This window comes from Paenibacillus sp. (assembly GCF_031177825.1).
Taxonomy (GTDB): Bacteria; Bacillota; Bacilli; order Paenibacillales; family YIM-B00363; genus Paenibacillus_AE.
Window position 1 is genome coordinate 59699 of record NZ_JAPSKE010000018.1, and the last position, 17229, is coordinate 76927.

The following is a 17229-nucleotide window of genomic DNA, read 5'->3' on the forward strand; positions in this document are numbered from 1 at the left end:
TCGAAACGTCGCCTCCGGAGTAAATAGCCGGCTAGCGCAAGAATATCGTATCAACCTATTCCTGATCATCGTGTTACAATGAGATAAATTCGTAACACAGAATGAGGGAGGATTAACGTTGGCAACGAAGTGGGGAATGCGATATTTGGGGCTCGTCCTGATCCTGCCGTTGATCCTGACGGGATGTACGCAGCCGTCGGCTCAACAACCGAAGCCCGTAAACGGGCAGGGGAGCGAATCGAGAGAGCTGGTTCTTGCCGTGGGCTCCGAGCCGGACGCGGGGTTCGACCCCACCACCGGTTGGGGGCGTTACGGTTCGCCGCTGTTTCAAAGCACGCTCCTCAAATACGACCATGCGCTTGCCGTGGCGAACGATCTTGCGTCCGGTTACCAAGTGAGCGACGACGGGATCGTATGGACGGTCACGATGCGCGAAGATGCGAAATTTTCCGACGGCGAACCGGTAACGGCGGAGGACGTCGCCTACACGTTCGAAACCGCTGCTTCCAGCGGTTCGGTCGTAGATCTTCAAATTTTAGACCGTGTCGAAGCGGTTGACGAGTTTACGGTGAGATTCACCTTGAAACAAGCGCAATCCACGTTTTTGCATTCGTTAATCGCGACGGGCATCGTTCCCGAGCATGTCCACGACGGGAATTATGCGACGCACCCGGTCGGGTCGGGTCCGTTCCAGCTCGTGCAGTGGGATAAGGGACAGCAGCTGATCGTGACGGCGAACCCGCGATATTACGGAGCGAAACCCTTCTTCGAGAAAATAACGTTCTTGTTCTTGGACGAAGACGCCGCGTTCGCCGCGGCGAGGGCGGGTACCGTGGACGTCGCCTACATTCCTGCGATGTTCAGTAAGCAAGAGGTGCCGGGCATGCATCTAGTGACCGTCCAGAGCGTCGACAACCGAGGCATTATGTTTCCTTACGTTCCTTCGGGCCAAACAACGGCGGAAGGGGTTCCGATCGGGAACGACGTCACCGCGGATCTCGCCGTTCGCAAAGCGATCAACGCGGCGATCGATCGGGAGGCGTTGGTGAACGGCGTTCTGGAAGGGCATGGAACGCCGGCGCATTCCGTGAATGACGGGCTCCCATGGTGGAATCCCGAGAGCGAAATCCAAGACGGAGACATGGATGCCGCTCGGAAGCTGCTCGCGGATGCGGGATGGAACGACGGCAACGGGGACGGGATATTGGAAAAGGGCGCTCTCAAAGCGGAATTCACCCTTCTATATCCCGCCGGAGACGCGACCCGGCAATCCTTAGCGATCGCGACGGCCGATATGCTGAAGCCGCTTGGAATCAACATTCATGCGGAAGGCAAGAGCTGGGACGAAATCCGAAAGATGATGTATTCGAACGCAGTGCTGTATGGATGGGGAAGCCACGATCCACTAGAAATGTATAATCTGTACAGCAGCAAAAATGCGGGAGTAGATTTATATAACACAGGGTTTTATAAAAACGATATCGTCGACGAGTACTTGAACGAAGCGCTTGCCGCAACGACGGCGGAAGAAGCGAATGAATATTGGAAGAAAGCGCAATGGGACGGAGAGACGGGGCTAAGCGCAAGGGGCGATGCGCCGTGGGCGTGGCTGGTCAATCTCGATCATTTGTATTTGGTGAAGGATCGGCTCGATATCGGCAAGCAGAAAATACATCCGCACGGACACGGATGGCCCGTCACCGATAATCTTGTCGAATGGAAATGGAATGAATAGGCCCGCATCGGTAAAGCCGGCGGTCGTTGCGGCGAAATGGCTGATTTCCAAAATCATTCGAGCGGCGACGCTGTTGGCCGCCGTCTGCATCCTATCGTTCTTGCTCGTCAAGCAGTCTCCGATCGATCCGATTCAGGCGTACATCGGCGCGGACATGCTGCGCGTCGGTCCGGAGCAGCGCGCGCAAATCGAGGAATATTGGGGCTTGAACGAACCGTTGCCCGTTCAATTCCGGAACTGGGGAGCGGCTCTCGCGGCCGGCGACTTAGGAACGTCCATGATTTATCGTCAACCGGTCGCCGACGTCATTGGCGAGCGTTTCGCCAACTCGATCGCGCTCATGGCCGGCGCTTGGCTGATGTCGGGGGCGCTCGGCTTCGTACTCGGCGTCGTCTCGGCGATGAGACGGGATACGTGGATCGATCGGTCGATCAAGTGGTATTGTTATATGCTCGCATCGACCCCGACATTTTGGATGGGCCTGCTGCTGCTGATGGTGTTCGCGGTATGGTTGAACTGGTTTCCGGTGGGCTTGGGCGTGCCGGCCGGCGTACTGGCGGAAGACGTCACTTTGGGAGACCGCATCCGCCATCTCGTACTCCCTGCGATGACGCTAAGCATCGTCGGCGTGGCGAACGTGGCGCTGCATACGAGAGAGAAGCTGTCCGACGTGCTCTCCAGCGATTATGTCCTGTTCGCGAGGGCGAGAGGCGAACGGGGATGGACTTTATTTCGGAGACACGGCTTGCGGAATATCGCGATTCCCGCGGTTACGCTCCAATTCGCCTCGTTCAGCGAACTGTTCGGCGGAGCCGTTCTGGCGGAGCAAGTGTTCTCTTACCCGGGATTAGGCCAAGCCACGGTCGAAGCGGGACTGCGGGGGGACGTTCCGCTGTTGTTGGGGCTGGTGATTTTTAGCGCGCTGTTCGTATTTATCGGCAATACGCTTGCGGACGGCATCTATCGACTGGTCGACCCAAGAATCCGAGAGGGGGCGTCGGTATGAGCTCGGCCGCGGAGTCGCGCCGCGAACGGAATAGTTTCATAGGATGGCGGCGGAACCGAAGAACGAGGAGTCTCGTAACCGCGGGTCTGGCTTCGACGGCGTTGCTCGTTACGCTCGTCGGCGGCTCGGCGATCGGCGGAGACAGCTTCGCGACGAATCTGGACCTGCGCAATGTCCCTCCGTCGTTCGGCCATCCGTTCGGGACGGATTGGCTGGGCAGGGATATGTTTGCGAGAACGATGAAAGGCTTGTCTCTAAGCATCGTCGTGGGATTGATCGGGACGGTCGGAAGCGTGTCGATTTCGCTGCTGGTCGGCCTTGCGGCCGCGACGATGGGGCGAACGGCGGATCGAATCGTCACGTGGCTGATCGATCTGTTTCTCAGCGTGCCGCACTTGGTCTCGTTGATTCTCATTTCCTTTGCGCTGGGCGGCGGGTTTAAGGGCGTCGCGGTCGGGATCGCGCTGACCCATTGGCCGAGTCTCGCGCGCGTCGTTCGCGCGGAAGTCATGCAGCTCCGTTCCGCCGAGTACGTCCAGGTGTCCCGCCGCTTGGGCAAGTCGCGGGGCTGGGTCGCCGTCCATCATATGGTGCCGCATCTGATTCCCCAAATCCTCGTCGGCGTCCTGATCCTGTTCCCTCATGCCGTACTGCACGAGGCCGCGGTCACCTTCGTCGGCTTGGGGCTGTCGCCGCATCAACCGGCCATCGGCATTATTCTTTCGGAATCCATGCGTTATTTGTCCACGGGAATGTGGTGGTTGGCTTTCTTCCCGGGGTTATGTTTGTTTTTGATCGTACGCGCATTCGATGCGATCGGGGAAAATTTACGAACGCTCGTCGACCCCCATCGCGCGCGCCGTTAAACGTCGGGCAGAGGAGGTAGAACGGATGTCCATCCTGGAAGTGAACGACCTGTCGATCGCGTTCAAGCAGTATGCGGGCGGGCTTCGACAGCGAACCCATCAAGTGATTTCAAGGCTGAACTTGTCCATGAACGAAGGGGAAATCGTCGCGGTCGTCGGGGCCAGCGGTTCCGGCAAGAGCTTGCTCGCGCACGCCGTTCTGGGCATATTGCCGGACCATGCGACGGTTAGCGGCACGATTCGATTCGCGGGGGAAGAGCTCACCCCTAAGAGGCAAGCGGCGCTTCGCGGGAAGGAATTGGCGCTCGTGCCGCAATCGATCAACTTCTTGGATCCGCTCATGCGGGTGGGGACGCAGGTTCGAACGTCCGTCCGAACCGGAGATCCCGTCGCGGCCCAGAGGAACGTGTTCGAACGATACCGACTGAAGCCGGAAACGGAAAAGCTATTCCCGTTTCAATTGTCCGGAGGGATGGCGCGCCGCGCTCTCGTCTCTATGGCGGTCGTCAGCGGGGCTCGCGTGATCATCGCCGACGAGCCGACGCCCGGCCTCGATCCCGCCGCGCTGACCCAAGCGCTCGGCTACTTCCGAGAACTGGCGGATCAGGGGGCCGCCGTCATGCTCATTACTCACGATATCGAGGCGGCCCTTGCCATTGCAGACAAAATCGCGGTTTTCTATGCGGGAACGACCGTCGAAATCGCCCCGGCCGCCGACTTTTCCGGAAACGGAGAGAGGCTGCGCCATCCTTATACGGAGGCGTTGTGGAGAGCGTTGCCGCAGAACGAGTTTCTTCCCCTTCCGGGCGATCAACCTTCTTCCGAAAACTTGCCGCCGGGGTGTCCGTTCGAGCCCCGCTGCGATAAAGCCACCTCGGAATGCGCATGGAAACCGCCTCTCATGCGCCAAGTGCGCAATGGATCGGTCTGGTGCGACCATGTCTCTTAAAGCCGAGCGACTGGGGTTTCGATACGGGAAAGGGACGTGGCTGTTTCGCGAAATGAATGCGAAGGTGGAGCCGGGAGAAATCGTAGGGCTCGTCGGCCCGAGCGGAAGCGGGAAGACGACGTTCGCCCGGATCCTCGCGGGGTATCAGAAGCCTCTCGAAGGTACGGTGACCTTGCATGGCGAGCCGTTGCCTTCAAGCGGCTACCATCCGGTACAGCTCGTGATGCAACATCCGGAAAAGTCGGTGAACCCGCGATGGCGGATGCGGGACATCGTCGCCGAAGGCGGGCAACCGGAGGCGGCCTTGCTATCGGCGCTGGGGATTCGACAGGATTGGATGAGTCGATGGCCGAATGAATTGTCGGGCGGAGAATTGCAACGGTTTTGCGTGGCGCGGGCATTAGGAACGAACGCGAGGTATCTCATCGCGGACGAGATGACGACGATGCTGGATGCGATTACGCAGGCGCAGATCTGGCATGCGGTTCTGCGGCAAGCGGAAGAACGGAATTTAGGCGTGCTGGTCATCAGCCATGAGGAGCGTCTGATTCGGAGACTATGCCACCGGATCATCGATTTCGAAGTCGCGTCCAGCGGAAAAATTATTTGATTCGTCGGGCCCCCGGGGGAAGTAACCGGGGGCTTTTTTGTACATACTGTTGGAAAGAAGATTTTTACCAAAGGGTCTTTATCTTCGATGAACGATTCCGTTCGTCCCATACTTGGCAAAAGAAAAACTTTTGGATATAATGTTGTTAAAGTCAAAGAAAGTCAAAGTCAACGAATGAGCTCGGCGCCGACTTTCGCCGACTCGACCCATTGGAGGTCCACGTCATGCGGAATACGTCCGACATGATCGAACAATATTTGAAGCAGCTTCTGCAGCAAAGCGCCGACGGCATCATCGAGCTGCAGCGCAACGAGCTGGCCGAGCAATTCCAGTGCGTTCCGTCGCAGATCAATTATGTCATCAGCACCCGCTTCACGCTCGATAAGGGGTATCTGGTCGAGAGCAAGCGCGGGGGCGGCGGATACATTCGGATTCAGAAGGTCGATCTCGGCATGCACGAGATGATTCACGTCGAGGTGTCGCAGACGATCGGCTCCGAGATCGACCAGTCCGCCGCGGAAGGGCTGATCTATCGGCTCGAGGAAGCGAAGCTCGTCTCCTGCCGCGAGGCGAACCTCATGAAGGCGGCGATGCATCGCGAGACGATCGGCCTCAAGCTCCCGCTGCGGGACGAGGTTCGGGCTCGCATGCTGAAGGCGATGCTGGTGGCGCTTCTCACCAAGTAATGCGCCCGATACGTTGATCCGAAGGAAAGGGGACGAACGGTATGCTCTGTCAGGAATGCGGGAAGCGTCCCGCGACGTTGCATTTTACGAAGATCGTGAACGGCGACAAGACGGAGTTTCATTTCTGCGAGCCTTGCGCGCGGGAGAAGGGGGAGCTAATCCCCGGCACCGCGGGCGGGTTCTCGATCCACAACCTCCTCTCGGGCTTGCTCGAGCTCGACCCGACCGGCAAGCCCGCGACCGCGCAGCAGAAGGCGGCGCAGCCGCGCTGCGACTTCTGCGGCATGACGTACGCGCAGTTCAGCAAGATCGGCCGTTTCGGCTGCGGGGAGTGTTATCGGCACTTCCAAGATCGGCTGACGCCGCTGCTCAAGCGCGTGCACGGCAATACGACGCACGTCGGCAAGGTGCCCAAGCGGGTCGGCAAGAAGGTGCAGCTGCGCCGGCAGATCGAACAGCTGAAACGCGACTTGGCGCTTAAGGTCGAGCAGGAGGAGTTCGAGGCGGCGGCGAAGCTGCGCGACCAAATCCGCGAGCTTGAGCGGCAGTCGGCGTTATAGCGGGAAGGAGGCGGAGATCAGGAGCATGAGCAGATACACGGAGCATGCGGTCAGCAGCTGGATGCAGGCGGACGGCCCGGATTCGGACATCGTCATCTCGAGCCGGATCCGCATCGCCCGCAACGTGAGCAACGAACCGTTCCCGATGCTCGCGACGAATCAGCAGTCGGAAGAGGTGCTGAATCGCGTCGCGTCGGTGCTGAAGGATGAGGAGCTGAAGCGAATCGGAGAGTTCGATCTCGTGCCGCTCGCCGGCATGAGCGAGCTGGAGAAGCGGGTGCTCGTCGAGAAGCATCTCATCTCGCCGAATCTCGCGAACGAGGCGCGGAACGGGGCCGTCATTCTCAGCGACAACGAAGCGGTCAGCATAATGGTGAATGAAGAGGATCATCTGCGCATACAGGTGTTGTACCCCGGATTTCAGCTGAAGGAGGCGTGGGACGTCGCGGGACGCATCGACGACATCTTCGAGTCGATCGTCGATTACGCCTACGACGAGAAGCACGGGTACTTGACGAGCTGCCCGACGAACGTCGGCACCGGCATCCGGGCTTCGGTCATGATGCATCTGCCCGCCCTCGTCATGACGCAGCAGATGAATCGGATTCTCCAAGCGATCCAACAGGTCGGCCTCGCCGTTCGGGGGTTGTACGGAGAAGGCAGCGAGGTGATGGGGAACATCTTCCAAATCTCGAACCAAATCACCCTCGGCCAGACCGAAGAGGAAATCATCGACAACCTGCACGGGGTCGCGCGGCAAATCATCGAACACGAGAAGGCGGCGCGGCAGAAGCTGCTGAACGAATCCCGCGCGAAATTGACGGATCGGATTCGACGTTCGTTTGGCATTTTATGTTATGCTGAGATCATGGATTCGAAGGAGGCGGCGCAGCGGCTGTCCGACGTCCGGCTGGGGATCGACCTCGGCCTGATCGAGGGGCTCTCGCCGAAGGTCATGAACGAGCTGCTCGTGATGACGCAGCCGGGCTATCTTCAACAGCACTACGGCCGCGCCTTAAGCCCCGACGAACGCGACGCGCACCGCGCGAAGCTGTTTCGGGAGCAGTTGAATCCGAGCGGACGGTAGTAAATTTCATTTTCTATATATTCGGAGGTGTCTACTTATGATGTTTGGACGTTTCACGGAGCGCGCCCAGAAGGTGCTCGCCCTCGCGCAAGAAGAAGCGGTACGGCTGGGCCATAACAATATCGGCACGGAGCATATTTTGCTCGGTCTCATTCGCGAAGGCGACGGCATCGCCGCGAAGGCGCTGATCGGCCTCGGTCTCGGTCTCGAGAAAATTCAAGACGAAGTGGAGTCGCTCATCGGCCGCGGTCAAGAGCAGCCGACGAATATCGCTTATACGCCTCGCGCGAAGAAGGTCATCGAGCTGTCGATGGACGAAGCGCGCAAGCTCGGCCATACGTACGTCGGCACGGAGCATATCCTGCTCGGCCTCATTCGCGAAGGCGAAGGCGTCGCGGCGCGCGTGCTGAACAACCTCGGCGTGAGCCTGAACAAGGCGCGTCAGCAAGTGCTCCAGCTGCTCGGCAGCAGCGAAGCGTCCTCGAGCGGACACGGCAATACGCCGGCGAACGTCAACACGCCGACGCTGGACTCGTTGGCGCGGGATCTCACCGCGGTGGCGAAGGACGGCAATCTCGACCCGGTCATCGGCCGCGCGAAGGAAATCGAGCGCGTCATCCAGGTGCTGAGCCGCCGGACGAAGAACAACCCGGTGCTCATCGGGGAGCCGGGCGTCGGCAAGACGGCCGTCGCCGAAGGCCTCGCCCAGCGCATCGTGGCGAACGAAATTCCGGAGACGCTGCGCGATAAGCGCGTCATGACGCTCGATATGGGCTCCGTCGTGGCGGGCACGAAATATCGCGGCGAATTCGAAGACCGCCTGAAGAAGATCATGGATGAGATCCGCCAAGCGGGCAACATCATCCTGTTCATCGACGAGCTGCACACTTTGATTGGAGCGGGCGGCGCCGAAGGCGCGATCGACGCGTCGAACATCCTGAAGCCGGCGCTCGCGCGCGGCGAGCTCCAGTGCATCGGGGCGACGACGCTGGACGAATACCGGAAATATATCGAGAAGGACGCCGCGCTCGAGCGCCGCTTTCAGCCGATCACGGTCGACGAGCCGACGGTCGACGAGGCGATCCTCATTCTCCGCGGCCTGCGCGATCGCTACGAAGCGCATCACCGCGTGAAAATTACGGACGACGCGCTCGAGCAAGCGGTGCGCCTGTCCGACCGCTACATCAGCGACCGGTTCTTGCCGGATAAGGCGATCGACCTGATCGACGAGGCGGGGTCCAAGGTGCGCCTGCGCACGTACACGGTTCCGCCGAACCTGAAGCAGCTCGAATCGCGTCTGGAAGACATCCGCAAGGAGAAGGACGCCGCCGTTCAGAGCCAAGAGTTCGAGAAAGCCGCTTCCCTCCGCGACACGGAGCAGAAGCTGCGCGACGAGCTCGAGGAAACGAAGAACGAGTGGAAAGAGAAGCAAGGCCGCACGGACTCCGAGGTAACGCCGGACGATATCGCCCAGGTCGTCGCGAGCTGGACCGGCATCCCGGTCGTGAAGCTGGCCGAGGAAGAAACCGAGCGCCTCTTGAAGATGGAAGAGATTTTGCATAACCGCGTCATCGGCCAAGACGAGGCGGTCAAGGCGATCTCTCGGGCGGTCCGCCGCTCTCGCGCCGGATTGAAGGATCCGAAGCGTCCGATGGGCTCCTTCATCTTCCTCGGGCCTACGGGGGTCGGTAAAACGGAGTTGGCGCGGGCGCTTGCGGAAGCGATGTTCGGCGACGAGAATGCGGTCATCCGCATCGACATGTCGGAGTACATGGAGAAGCACTCCACGTCCCGCCTCGTCGGGGCGCCTCCGGGATACGTCGGCTACGAGGAAGGCGGCCAGCTGACCGAGAAGGTGCGCCGCAAGCCGTACAGCGTCGTCCTGCTCGACGAAATCGAGAAGGCGCACCCGGAAGTGTTCAACATCCTGCTGCAGGTGCTCGAGGACGGCCGCTTGACGGACTCCAAGGGCCGCTCGGTCGACTTCCGCAACACGCTCATCATCATGACGTCGAACGTCGGCGCGGATACGATCAAGAAGAACGCTACGCTCGGTTTCACGACCGGCGACGCGGCGCAGCAGACGAAGAACGCGTACGAGGCGATGCGCGAGAAGGTGCTCGCCGAGCTCAAGAAGAGCTTCCGTCCGGAGTTCCTCAACCGGATCGACGAGTCGATCGTGTTCCATCCGCTCGAGCAGTCGCACATCTCGGAGATCGTCTCGCTCATGTCCGAGGAGCTGCGCAAGCGGCTGAAGTCGCAGGATATCGACTTCTCGCTGACGGATTCGGCGAAGGCGTTCCTCGCGAAGGAAGGCTTCGATCCGACGTACGGCGCGCGTCCGCTGCGCCGGGCGATCCAGAAGCACATCGAGGATCGGTTGTCCGAGGAGCTGCTCCGCGGCACGATCAAGAAGGGCGACACGGTGCTCATCGACGAGAAAGACGGCGAGCTGTCCGTGCACAGCGAAGTGACCCAGAAGTAACGAAGCGAAGACCCGATGCCCCCGAGGGGGACTCGGGTCTTCTTTTTTGTTGCAAAATATAGCAATAAACGATTGCGTTCGACATCCTTCAACAGTAAAATGGAACTTAAGAAATATTGCGGAACGTTCGGTATGCGACTAAATAACTAAAGGCAAACATTGCGAAAGCAATGGACGCAAAGCTACGGGTCTACCGCTTATCCTTTCCGATAAGCTACGATCGCCGGGTTACCGATGGAGATCGTCATCATCCGCAACAATAGACTGTTCCCGGTAACGGGGGAGTCTATTTTTTTATTATTCAAGGAGGATAGAGCTCGAAAGGAACGTTCATTTTTCAATCAGGAGAGGGAGAGACCGAGTTGGCTATTAGAAAATTATTGTCCTTGTTGACGGCGGGCTGCCTGTCGCTCGCTTCGCTTGCGCCGGCGAGCGCGCTCGCGGCAATCGCCCCGGGGGACGTTGCGCAAGAAACGCCTGTATTCACGGACATGGAACAAAGCTGGGCCAAGGAGCAGCTTGCGGAATGGGCCGACAGCGGGTTTGTGAAAGGGTACGCCGACGGGAGCGTCCGTCCGGATGAGACGATCTCGAGGGCGGAATTCGTCGCGCTCGTCAATCGCGTATATGGATATGCTCACGCTTCGGATCTCGCTTTCTCGGACGTCGAATCGGACGCATGGTTCGCCGACGATGTCGCGAAGGCCGCGAGGGCCGGATATACGTCCGGGTACGAAGACGGTACGTTCCGCCCGGATCGCGAGATCAGCAGACAAGAAGCGGCGAAAATGGTTGCTACGCTGCTGAAGCTGGAAGCGGCGGCGGAAGGCGGCGGGTCTGCCGCGTTTACGGACCGCGGCGACATCCCGGCGTGGAGCATCGGGTACGTCGATGCGATCGCGGCCGAAGGATACTTGCAAGGGTATCCCGACGGTACGTTCCGTCCGGCGTCGCCGATCACGCGGGCCGAGGCCGTCGCGCTGCTGGACAGGGCGGCGGGCAACATCCTACATAAACCGGCTGCTTTCGGGAAGGACGAGGAGCAGACCGTCGTGGACGGGAACGTAACGATCAATAGTCAAGACGTCACGTTGAAGAATACGGTCATTCAGGGCGATCTGTACTTGGCTCCCGGGATCGGGGAAGGCGAAGTGTATCTCGACCGCGTGACGGTGGAAGGGAGAACGATCGTCGCCGGAGGCGGGGAGGACAGCATCGTGATCTCCGACTCCTCCTTGAACGACGTGATCGTCGAGAAAGTGACGGGCGAGGTTCGCTTGGTCGCGCAAGGCGGCACCGTCATCCATCGCACTGTCGTAAAGACGGGCGTAAAGCTGGAGGAAAATAACGCGACGCAGGGTTTCCTCGAGGTCGCGGTCATGACGACCGAAGCTTCCGCCTCGGTTCGTCTCGTCGGCGATTTCCGCTTGGTTACCGTCGTCTCCGTCGCCAAAATCGACATTGCGGAAGGCTCCGTGGTCGAAGAGATCGTCGTTAGCGCGGCGATCGCGGTAACGGGAGAAGGCAAGATTCTCTTCGCGGCCGTTCGCGTCGAGGGCGTCAGCTTCCAGCAGACCGTGGTCCGATACGAACTGTCCGAAGGAGTGACCGAAATGATTATCGGCGGGGAAGGGGCAAGCGGCGGCGAAGGAACGGAGCCGGAAGATTCTCCAAGCGCTCCGGAGGGGTCGTCGCCGACGGCGCCGACCGTGCCGACCGTGCCGACGGCGCCGACCGTGCCGCCCGAGTCGACCCAACCGGGGGCGGACGGGCCCGTGGCTCCGACGCCCGCGGCGCAAGCCGTCTTCATTACGGGCGATAAGCTGGTTGCGGCATACGACATCCCGGGCGACGTGACCCAGCATCGATGGACGTTGAAGAACAGCGTATCGGACTCCGTTTACGAGGCTGTGTATACGGCGGCGGGAGCGACTTACGGCGTCTTCGCGGTCCAAGCGAGCGTTCCCCCGGACAGCGGCATCTACACGGCGACGCGCGAGGGCTCGAGCGAAGCTCATCCTAGCGTGTTCTTGTCCTCGATCACCGTGTCCGGATCGGTGTACGCGGCCGTTTATTACGGAGGAACCGAAGCCGTCGGTTACGCGATCAACGACGGATATGTCGCAACCTTGGACCGTCATCCGGCGGATGGGGCGGTACCGCTGCGAGACGGCGACGCGATGAAGCTGTTCTATGGAGATACGATCGTATTCGAGGCGGTGTGGGACCAAGCGGCGGGGCTATGGAGGTTTGAGCGGTTCGGCGAACGCGTTCGGTTGAACGCGCCGGAGAACGTCGCGGCATTCGCGATTTCCAACACCGAATTGGGATTGCTGTGGGACGCCGTGGAACGCGCGGAATATTACCATGTTTACTACAGCGATTCGCAGGACGGAGAATACCGGCCGTTCCTCGACGAAACCGGGAATAAGATGCGAATCGAGCGGATGGACGAACCGCTCGTCGTCGACCCGACGAACGCTCCGCACAGCACAAGATACTATAAGGTAACTGCAGGGGCGGCGACGACGGAATCGGCGTTCAGCGCGGCCGCATGGGCGACGACCTATTACAATAAACACATTCCGTTGGACTTTACGCCGACGGATCTGATCGAGCATCCGACCGAACCGATTCTCTACATGACGGATAAGGCAGGACAAGCGTTGCACGCCGTAAACTACGACACGGAAGAAATCGTTACGGTCGCCTTGCCGTTGCCGCCCGAGAGCATCGCTTACGCCGACGGGGAGTTGTATGTCGGGCTTCTAAAGGGCGAGCATTCGTCCTACCGGGAGGATCAATCGGGCGCGATCGCCGTCTTGGACGCGTCGACGCTCGAGATGAAAGCGTCGAAGGACGTCGCTATCGATCCGTACGACATCGCGGTCGATCGCAGCGGAACCTTCTACGTCTCGTCAGGCTCTTCGCAGTGGACGGATATCAAGTCCTACGCAAGGGCGACCATGTCGGAAATCGCAACGACCGGCATCCGACAGCGGAGCTTTATCCATATGCATCCGACGCTAAATAAACTTTATGCGATCACGACGGACACGTCCCCCCGGGATCTGACCGCCTTCCCCGTAGCGAACGGGGCGTTCGCGGACGCGGACGGGTACGACTCCCCGTACCACGGGAATTATCCGATGAACACGAATTTCGAACTGTCCCCGGACGGGCGATACGCCTTTAACGGCGCGGGCACCGTATTCCGTACGACGGACAGCAAGTATGACGACATGCGGTACGTGCACGCGCTGAACCGCGGCTTCGCGGATATCGCGTTCCAGTTGGCCGACGAGACGTTCTACGCAGCGAAGGACAAGCTCATCGGCGTATACGATTACGGCAGCTTCGCGCAAACCGGCGTATATCACACGGACGGTGCGGCGGCGCGGCTCGCGAACGGAACGGACAAGCTGGCGGTCGTCTCCGCCCTGAACGGGAATACGATAATTGAAATCGTGGAAAAGGACGCCGTCGAGACGCTGCCGCCCGTCGCGAGTCAGGGGATCGAGTTCGACGGCATCGTCGCCGCGATCGCCGTCGACGCCGCCGCGAACCGTTTGTATGCCGTCGACAAGGCGTTTTGGAATTTGTATACGGTAGACTTGGAGAGTCAAGCCATCGTCCATACCATGAAGCTGCCTTACCGGCCGTCGGGCATTGATCTCTCGGAAGACCGGACGAAGCTGTATATCGTCAACGACGCGGAAAACCAATTGGTAACGGAAGTGAGCTTACCCGACTACTCGATCGTAAGACATCTGAACGCAGTTTCCGCGGCCGGCGACGAAGAGAATGCCCACCGCCACGTGTACGACTACGCAGGCAAGCTGTTCGTCGTTACGGGCCAATGGGACCCGAAGCTGCTACTGTTCGATGCGGCGACGTTCGCGCCGGTCGCATACGCTCCGTCGATGAAGAGTGTGGGAGGCATCGCCTTCGCAAGCGGGGAGAGCAAGTTCTACTATTGGCATCAGTACGGCTGGGGCGCGGGCTACGCGGGATCCGACGTATACGAGGTTTCGGTGAACGGAACGACGCTCGCGAAGACGGACGCCTCGTCGTTAGGCTACCCGAATATGGATCGGGATCCGCTCGACGCGCCTGTGCTGCTTGCGAAAAACGAGAGCTTGGTGATCGCCAAGGACAAAGTATTTTCCAGTGCCGACTTATCGCAAGTGATCCATGAATTCCCGGAGCCGATCTATGCCGTAAGCCCGACGGGCGACCGCGCGGCCGGGAAGACGGGCATTTACGACTTGACGACATTCGAGAAGCTGGAGACGTTGTCGTTAGTTAAGGCGACGCATCTGTTCTACGACGCGCACGGCAATCTGCACTATATGCTGGACAATGCGCTGTACATGAAATAATCGAAGCCCCGAACCTCGGAAACGACTCCGGCGTTCGGGGTTTCTTCTTTGCGACGCCGTACGCCCCGAAAATCGCGCTCCCTTCCGAACGTTATCCGAAAAGCGGGTCGAGAGGTTGCTGCCATACATGAAACGGAAATGGAAACGAATCGCGGGCTGGGGACTGCTCGCATCGTTGTCGGGCGCCGCGCTGCTGTTCCTGACGGCGGCGTCGTATGTGACGTCGCTCGACGTCGGCGAGCTCGGCGAGCCGCTCCCGTCGCCGACGGTCGTACTGGATCGCGACGGCGAGGAGATATTCAAGCTGTCGGTGCGCAAGTTCGAGCCGGTCTCGATCGATCGGATGCCCGAGGTATTGCTGGAAGCGATCATCGCGGTCGAGGACCGGCGGTATTACGACCACCCCGGCGTCGATATCGCTTCGATCGCGAGAGCTTTATATAAGGATTTGCAAGCGGGGGAATACGTGGAAGGAGCGAGCACGATTACGCAGCAGCTTGCGAAGCGGGCGTTCCTGACGCCGGACAAGAGCATCGAGCGCAAGCTGAAGGAGGCCGCGTACGCGCTCAAGATCGAGATGACGTACGATAAGGAAGAAGTGCTCGAGCGGTATTTGAACTCGATTTATTTCGGAGAGGGCGCCTACGGCGTCCAAGCGGCCAGCCGGACGTATTTCGGGAAGGACGTCTCGGAGCTGACGCTGCCTGAAGCGGCGCTGCTCGCGGGCTTGCCGAAGGCGCCGAGCCGGTATTCGCCGGTCGACAACCCGGAAGGGGCGGTGGAGCGGCGTAATCTGGCGCTTTCGCTTATGGCGGAGCAGGGGTTGATCACCGAGGCGGAATTCGAGGCCGCTTCCGCTTCTCCGCTGGCGCTTCATGACGACGCGGCCGACGAAGCGCGGCGGGTGTCTTACGCCTCGTATATCGATGCGGTCATCGCGGAGGCCGAGGAGAAGCACGGCATTACGGAGAGACAGCTGATGGCGGGCGGGTTCACGATCCGGACCGAGATGGATCGTCGAATGCAGGAGGCCGCCGCCGCGGTGTATGCCGATCCGGCAATGTTCCCTCCGTCCGAGAACGGGCAAATCGTAGAGAGCGGCGCCGTGTTCCTGGACCAGACGATGGGCGGCATCCGCGCGTTGATCGGCTCGCGGGAGAACGGACCTTACCGGGCGTTCAACCGGGCGACGCAGCTGAAGCGGCAGCCGGGCTCCGCGTTCAAGCCGATCGCGGTGTACGGCCCCGCATTGGAGGCGGGGTATACGCCGTACTCCGAGCTGTACGACGGACCGTTCGACGCGAACGGTTACCGCCCGCGCAACTGGGACGGCCGCTATCACGGCGACGTGACGATGGCGGAGGCGATCCGGCAGTCGTGGAACGTGCCGCCGGTGTGGCTGCTGCAGCAGCTCGGCATCGACAAGGGGCTGGAGTTCGCGGAGCGGCTCGGCATTCCGCTCGGGGACGCGGATCGTAATCTCGGACTCGCGCTCGGCGGCTTGTCGGAAGGGGTATCGCCGCTGCAGATGGCGCAGGCGTTCTCCGCGTTCGCGAACGGCGGGGCGATGCACGAGGCGCATACGATCCGGGAGATCGCGTCGCACGACGGCGCCGTCGTCGCCCGTTACGATACGGCGCCGGTGCAGGCGATGGATCCGAACGCGGCGTATACGATGACGCTGCTGCTGCGGCATGCCGTGGAGGAAGGGACCGGCAAGCAGGGCGCCGTTCCGGGCTGGGCGACGGCCGGCAAGACGGGTACGACGGAGCTGCCAGAGACGGAGGAGTTCGCCGGCATCGACGGCGGGGCGAAAGACTTGTGGTTCGCGGGGTATACGCCTGCGCTGACGGGGGCGGTATGGATCGGGTACGACAAGACCGATCGGGAGCACTACATGAAGACGAGCAGCGCCGCGGCGGCCGCCGTCTTCCGGGAAGTCGCGGTCCGGGCGCTCGCGGAGACGGCGCCGGCGGATTTCGTGCCGCCGCCGGGCTTCCGGGCGGATTGGGATCGGGACGAGAAGAAAGAGGAGGAGAAGAAAAACAAGAAGGACAAAGGGAAAGGAAAGGGACGGAAGGACGACCGGGACGACGAGGATCGCGAAAACGAGCGGGATGACGACGACGATGACGATGACGACGATGAGAAGGAAGAAGAGCGGAAGGGGAAGGACAAAGGCAAGGGGAAAGAGAGAGACTAACCGCTAAGCATGGAAACGCTCCGCCTGGAAATAATGAGAATACATTCCAAGGCGGAGCGGGGGATACGATGGAATTCGAACTGGACCGGGCCGGTCGCACGGCCGAAGGCGAACGGTATTATGTGTATGCGAATTCGAAAGGGAAGAAACGCTGCATCGGCCAAGTCGTGCGGTCGGAGCGATCGGGCCTATGGTCGGCGTACGCGGACGGCGAGCTGCTGTCCTGCGCGTCGACGTCGGAGGAGGCCGCGCTTAAGCTGTGGACGTTCGAATCCGTGCGGCGGCCCGACGGCGACGGATCGCGGAAGCCGATCTGGGAATGCTCGGTGGAGGAGCGGTTCGCTCGGCTCCGCCGGAAATTTCCGAAGGAGGCCCATTTCTCGGAGCGCATCGTCGAGGACGTGCGGCATGTGCCGATCGAACGCCGCGCCCGTTTGCTGCAGGACGTCTCCGAGCTGATCGGAGACATGGAGACGCAGCTGCTCTGGTGGCGGAAGGTGAAGAAGGAGCTGACCGCCGCCCCGAAGCTAAGCCGATATAAATAAAGTCGAAGCGCCCGCTCCGGGATCGGAGGGGCGCTTCGTGCGTTACGTCGGAAGCATGGGTTAGGTGTAAAAGTGCAGGTATTTGAGCGGGAAGGAGCGCGAAAGGGCCGATTGC

At 60.5% G+C, this 17229-nt stretch carries 12 protein-coding genes and 1 riboswitch; all 12 genes read left to right on the forward strand.

Features of this window, described 5'->3' with window-relative positions; genetic code table 11:
• Window positions 1–136: 136 nt before the first annotated feature.
• The 12 genes from RIN49_RS19210 (at window position 137) to RIN49_RS19265 (ending at window position 17114) form a co-directional block, all read left to right on the forward strand.
• Window positions 137–1735: an ABC transporter substrate-binding protein gene (locus RIN49_RS19210; protein WP_309121798.1), complete on the forward strand. Its 1599-nt coding sequence runs from the start codon at window positions 137–139 to the stop codon at window positions 1733–1735.
• Window positions 1728–2741 (forward strand): ABC transporter permease, encoded by a 1014-nt coding sequence (locus tag RIN49_RS19215; RefSeq protein WP_309121774.1) that lies wholly within the window; start codon window positions 1728–1730, stop codon window positions 2739–2741. Before RIN49_RS19210 ends, RIN49_RS19215 begins: the two co-directional genes overlap by 8 nt.
• The gene (locus tag RIN49_RS19220; protein ID WP_309121775.1) at window positions 2738–3607 is read left to right on the forward strand and encodes an ABC transporter permease; all 870 of its coding nucleotides are present in this window, start codon (window positions 2738–2740) and stop codon (window positions 3605–3607) included. Before RIN49_RS19215 ends, RIN49_RS19220 begins: the two co-directional genes overlap by 4 nt.
• 25 nt (window positions 3608–3632) lie before the next feature.
• Window positions 3633–4556 (forward strand): ABC transporter ATP-binding protein, encoded by a 924-nt coding sequence (locus RIN49_RS19225; protein WP_309121776.1) that lies wholly within the window; start codon window positions 3633–3635, stop codon window positions 4554–4556.
• Window positions 4546–5166 (forward strand): ABC transporter ATP-binding protein, encoded by a 621-nt coding sequence (locus RIN49_RS19230; RefSeq protein ID WP_309121777.1) that lies wholly within the window; start codon window positions 4546–4548, stop codon window positions 5164–5166. Before RIN49_RS19225 ends, RIN49_RS19230 begins: the two co-directional genes overlap by 11 nt.
• Before the next feature lie 224 nt (window positions 5167–5390).
• Window positions 5391–5852 (forward strand): CtsR family transcriptional regulator, encoded by a 462-nt coding sequence (locus RIN49_RS19235; protein ID WP_138198102.1) that lies wholly within the window; start codon window positions 5391–5393, stop codon window positions 5850–5852.
• A gap of 41 nt (window positions 5853–5893) precedes the next feature.
• Window positions 5894–6412, forward strand: a complete 519-nt coding sequence (gene mcsA, locus RIN49_RS19240; RefSeq protein ID WP_138198101.1) for a protein-arginine kinase activator protein McsA — start codon at window positions 5894–5896, stop codon at window positions 6410–6412.
• Between the two features lie 25 nt (window positions 6413–6437).
• Window positions 6438–7499, forward strand: a complete 1062-nt coding sequence (mcsB, locus tag RIN49_RS19245) for a protein-arginine kinase McsB (protein WP_309121778.1) — start codon at window positions 6438–6440, stop codon at window positions 7497–7499.
• A gap of 37 nt (window positions 7500–7536) precedes the next feature.
• Window positions 7537–9984, forward strand: a complete 2448-nt coding sequence (gene clpC / locus RIN49_RS19250; protein ID WP_309121779.1) for an ATP-dependent protease ATP-binding subunit ClpC — start codon at window positions 7537–7539, stop codon at window positions 9982–9984.
• A gap of 141 nt (window positions 9985–10125) precedes the next feature.
• Window positions 10126–10220, forward strand: a riboswitch (cyclic di-GMP riboswitch).
• 126 nt (window positions 10221–10346) lie between these two features.
• Window positions 10347–14366: an S-layer homology domain-containing protein gene (locus RIN49_RS19255; protein ID WP_309121780.1), complete on the forward strand. Its 4020-nt coding sequence runs from the start codon at window positions 10347–10349 to the stop codon at window positions 14364–14366.
• A 127-nt stretch (window positions 14367–14493) separates the two neighbouring features.
• Window positions 14494–16569: a transglycosylase domain-containing protein gene (locus tag RIN49_RS19260; protein ID WP_309121781.1), complete on the forward strand. Its 2076-nt coding sequence runs from the start codon at window positions 14494–14496 to the stop codon at window positions 16567–16569.
• A 68-nt stretch (window positions 16570–16637) separates the two neighbouring features.
• Window positions 16638–17114, forward strand: coding sequence for a hypothetical protein (locus tag RIN49_RS19265; protein ID WP_309121782.1), 477 nt, complete (start codon window positions 16638–16640; stop codon window positions 17112–17114).
• Window positions 17115–17229: the final 115 nt, after the last annotated feature.

Coding starts and splice junctions, on each gene's coding strand:
- RIN49_RS19210 (WP_309121798.1), top strand. CDS start 137: ATGCGATATTTGGGGCTCGTCCTGATCCTGCCGTTGATCCTGACGGGA.
- RIN49_RS19215 (WP_309121774.1), top strand. CDS start 1,728: ATGAATAGGCCCGCATCGGTAAAGCCGGCGGTCGTTGCGGCGAAATGG.
- RIN49_RS19220 (WP_309121775.1), top strand. CDS start 2,738: ATGAGCTCGGCCGCGGAGTCGCGCCGCGAACGGAATAGTTTCATAGGA.
- RIN49_RS19225 (WP_309121776.1), top strand. CDS start 3,633: ATGTCCATCCTGGAAGTGAACGACCTGTCGATCGCGTTCAAGCAGTAT.
- RIN49_RS19230 (WP_309121777.1), top strand. CDS start 4,546: ATGTCTCTTAAAGCCGAGCGACTGGGGTTTCGATACGGGAAAGGGACG.
- RIN49_RS19235 (WP_138198102.1), top strand. CDS start 5,391: ATGCGGAATACGTCCGACATGATCGAACAATATTTGAAGCAGCTTCTG.
- mcsA (WP_138198101.1), top strand. CDS start 5,894: ATGCTCTGTCAGGAATGCGGGAAGCGTCCCGCGACGTTGCATTTTACG.
- mcsB (WP_309121778.1), top strand. CDS start 6,438: ATGAGCAGATACACGGAGCATGCGGTCAGCAGCTGGATGCAGGCGGAC.
- clpC (WP_309121779.1), top strand. CDS start 7,537: ATGATGTTTGGACGTTTCACGGAGCGCGCCCAGAAGGTGCTCGCCCTC.
- RIN49_RS19260 (WP_309121781.1), top strand. CDS start 14,494: ATGAAACGGAAATGGAAACGAATCGCGGGCTGGGGACTGCTCGCATCG.
- RIN49_RS19265 (WP_309121782.1), top strand. CDS start 16,638: ATGGAATTCGAACTGGACCGGGCCGGTCGCACGGCCGAAGGCGAACGG.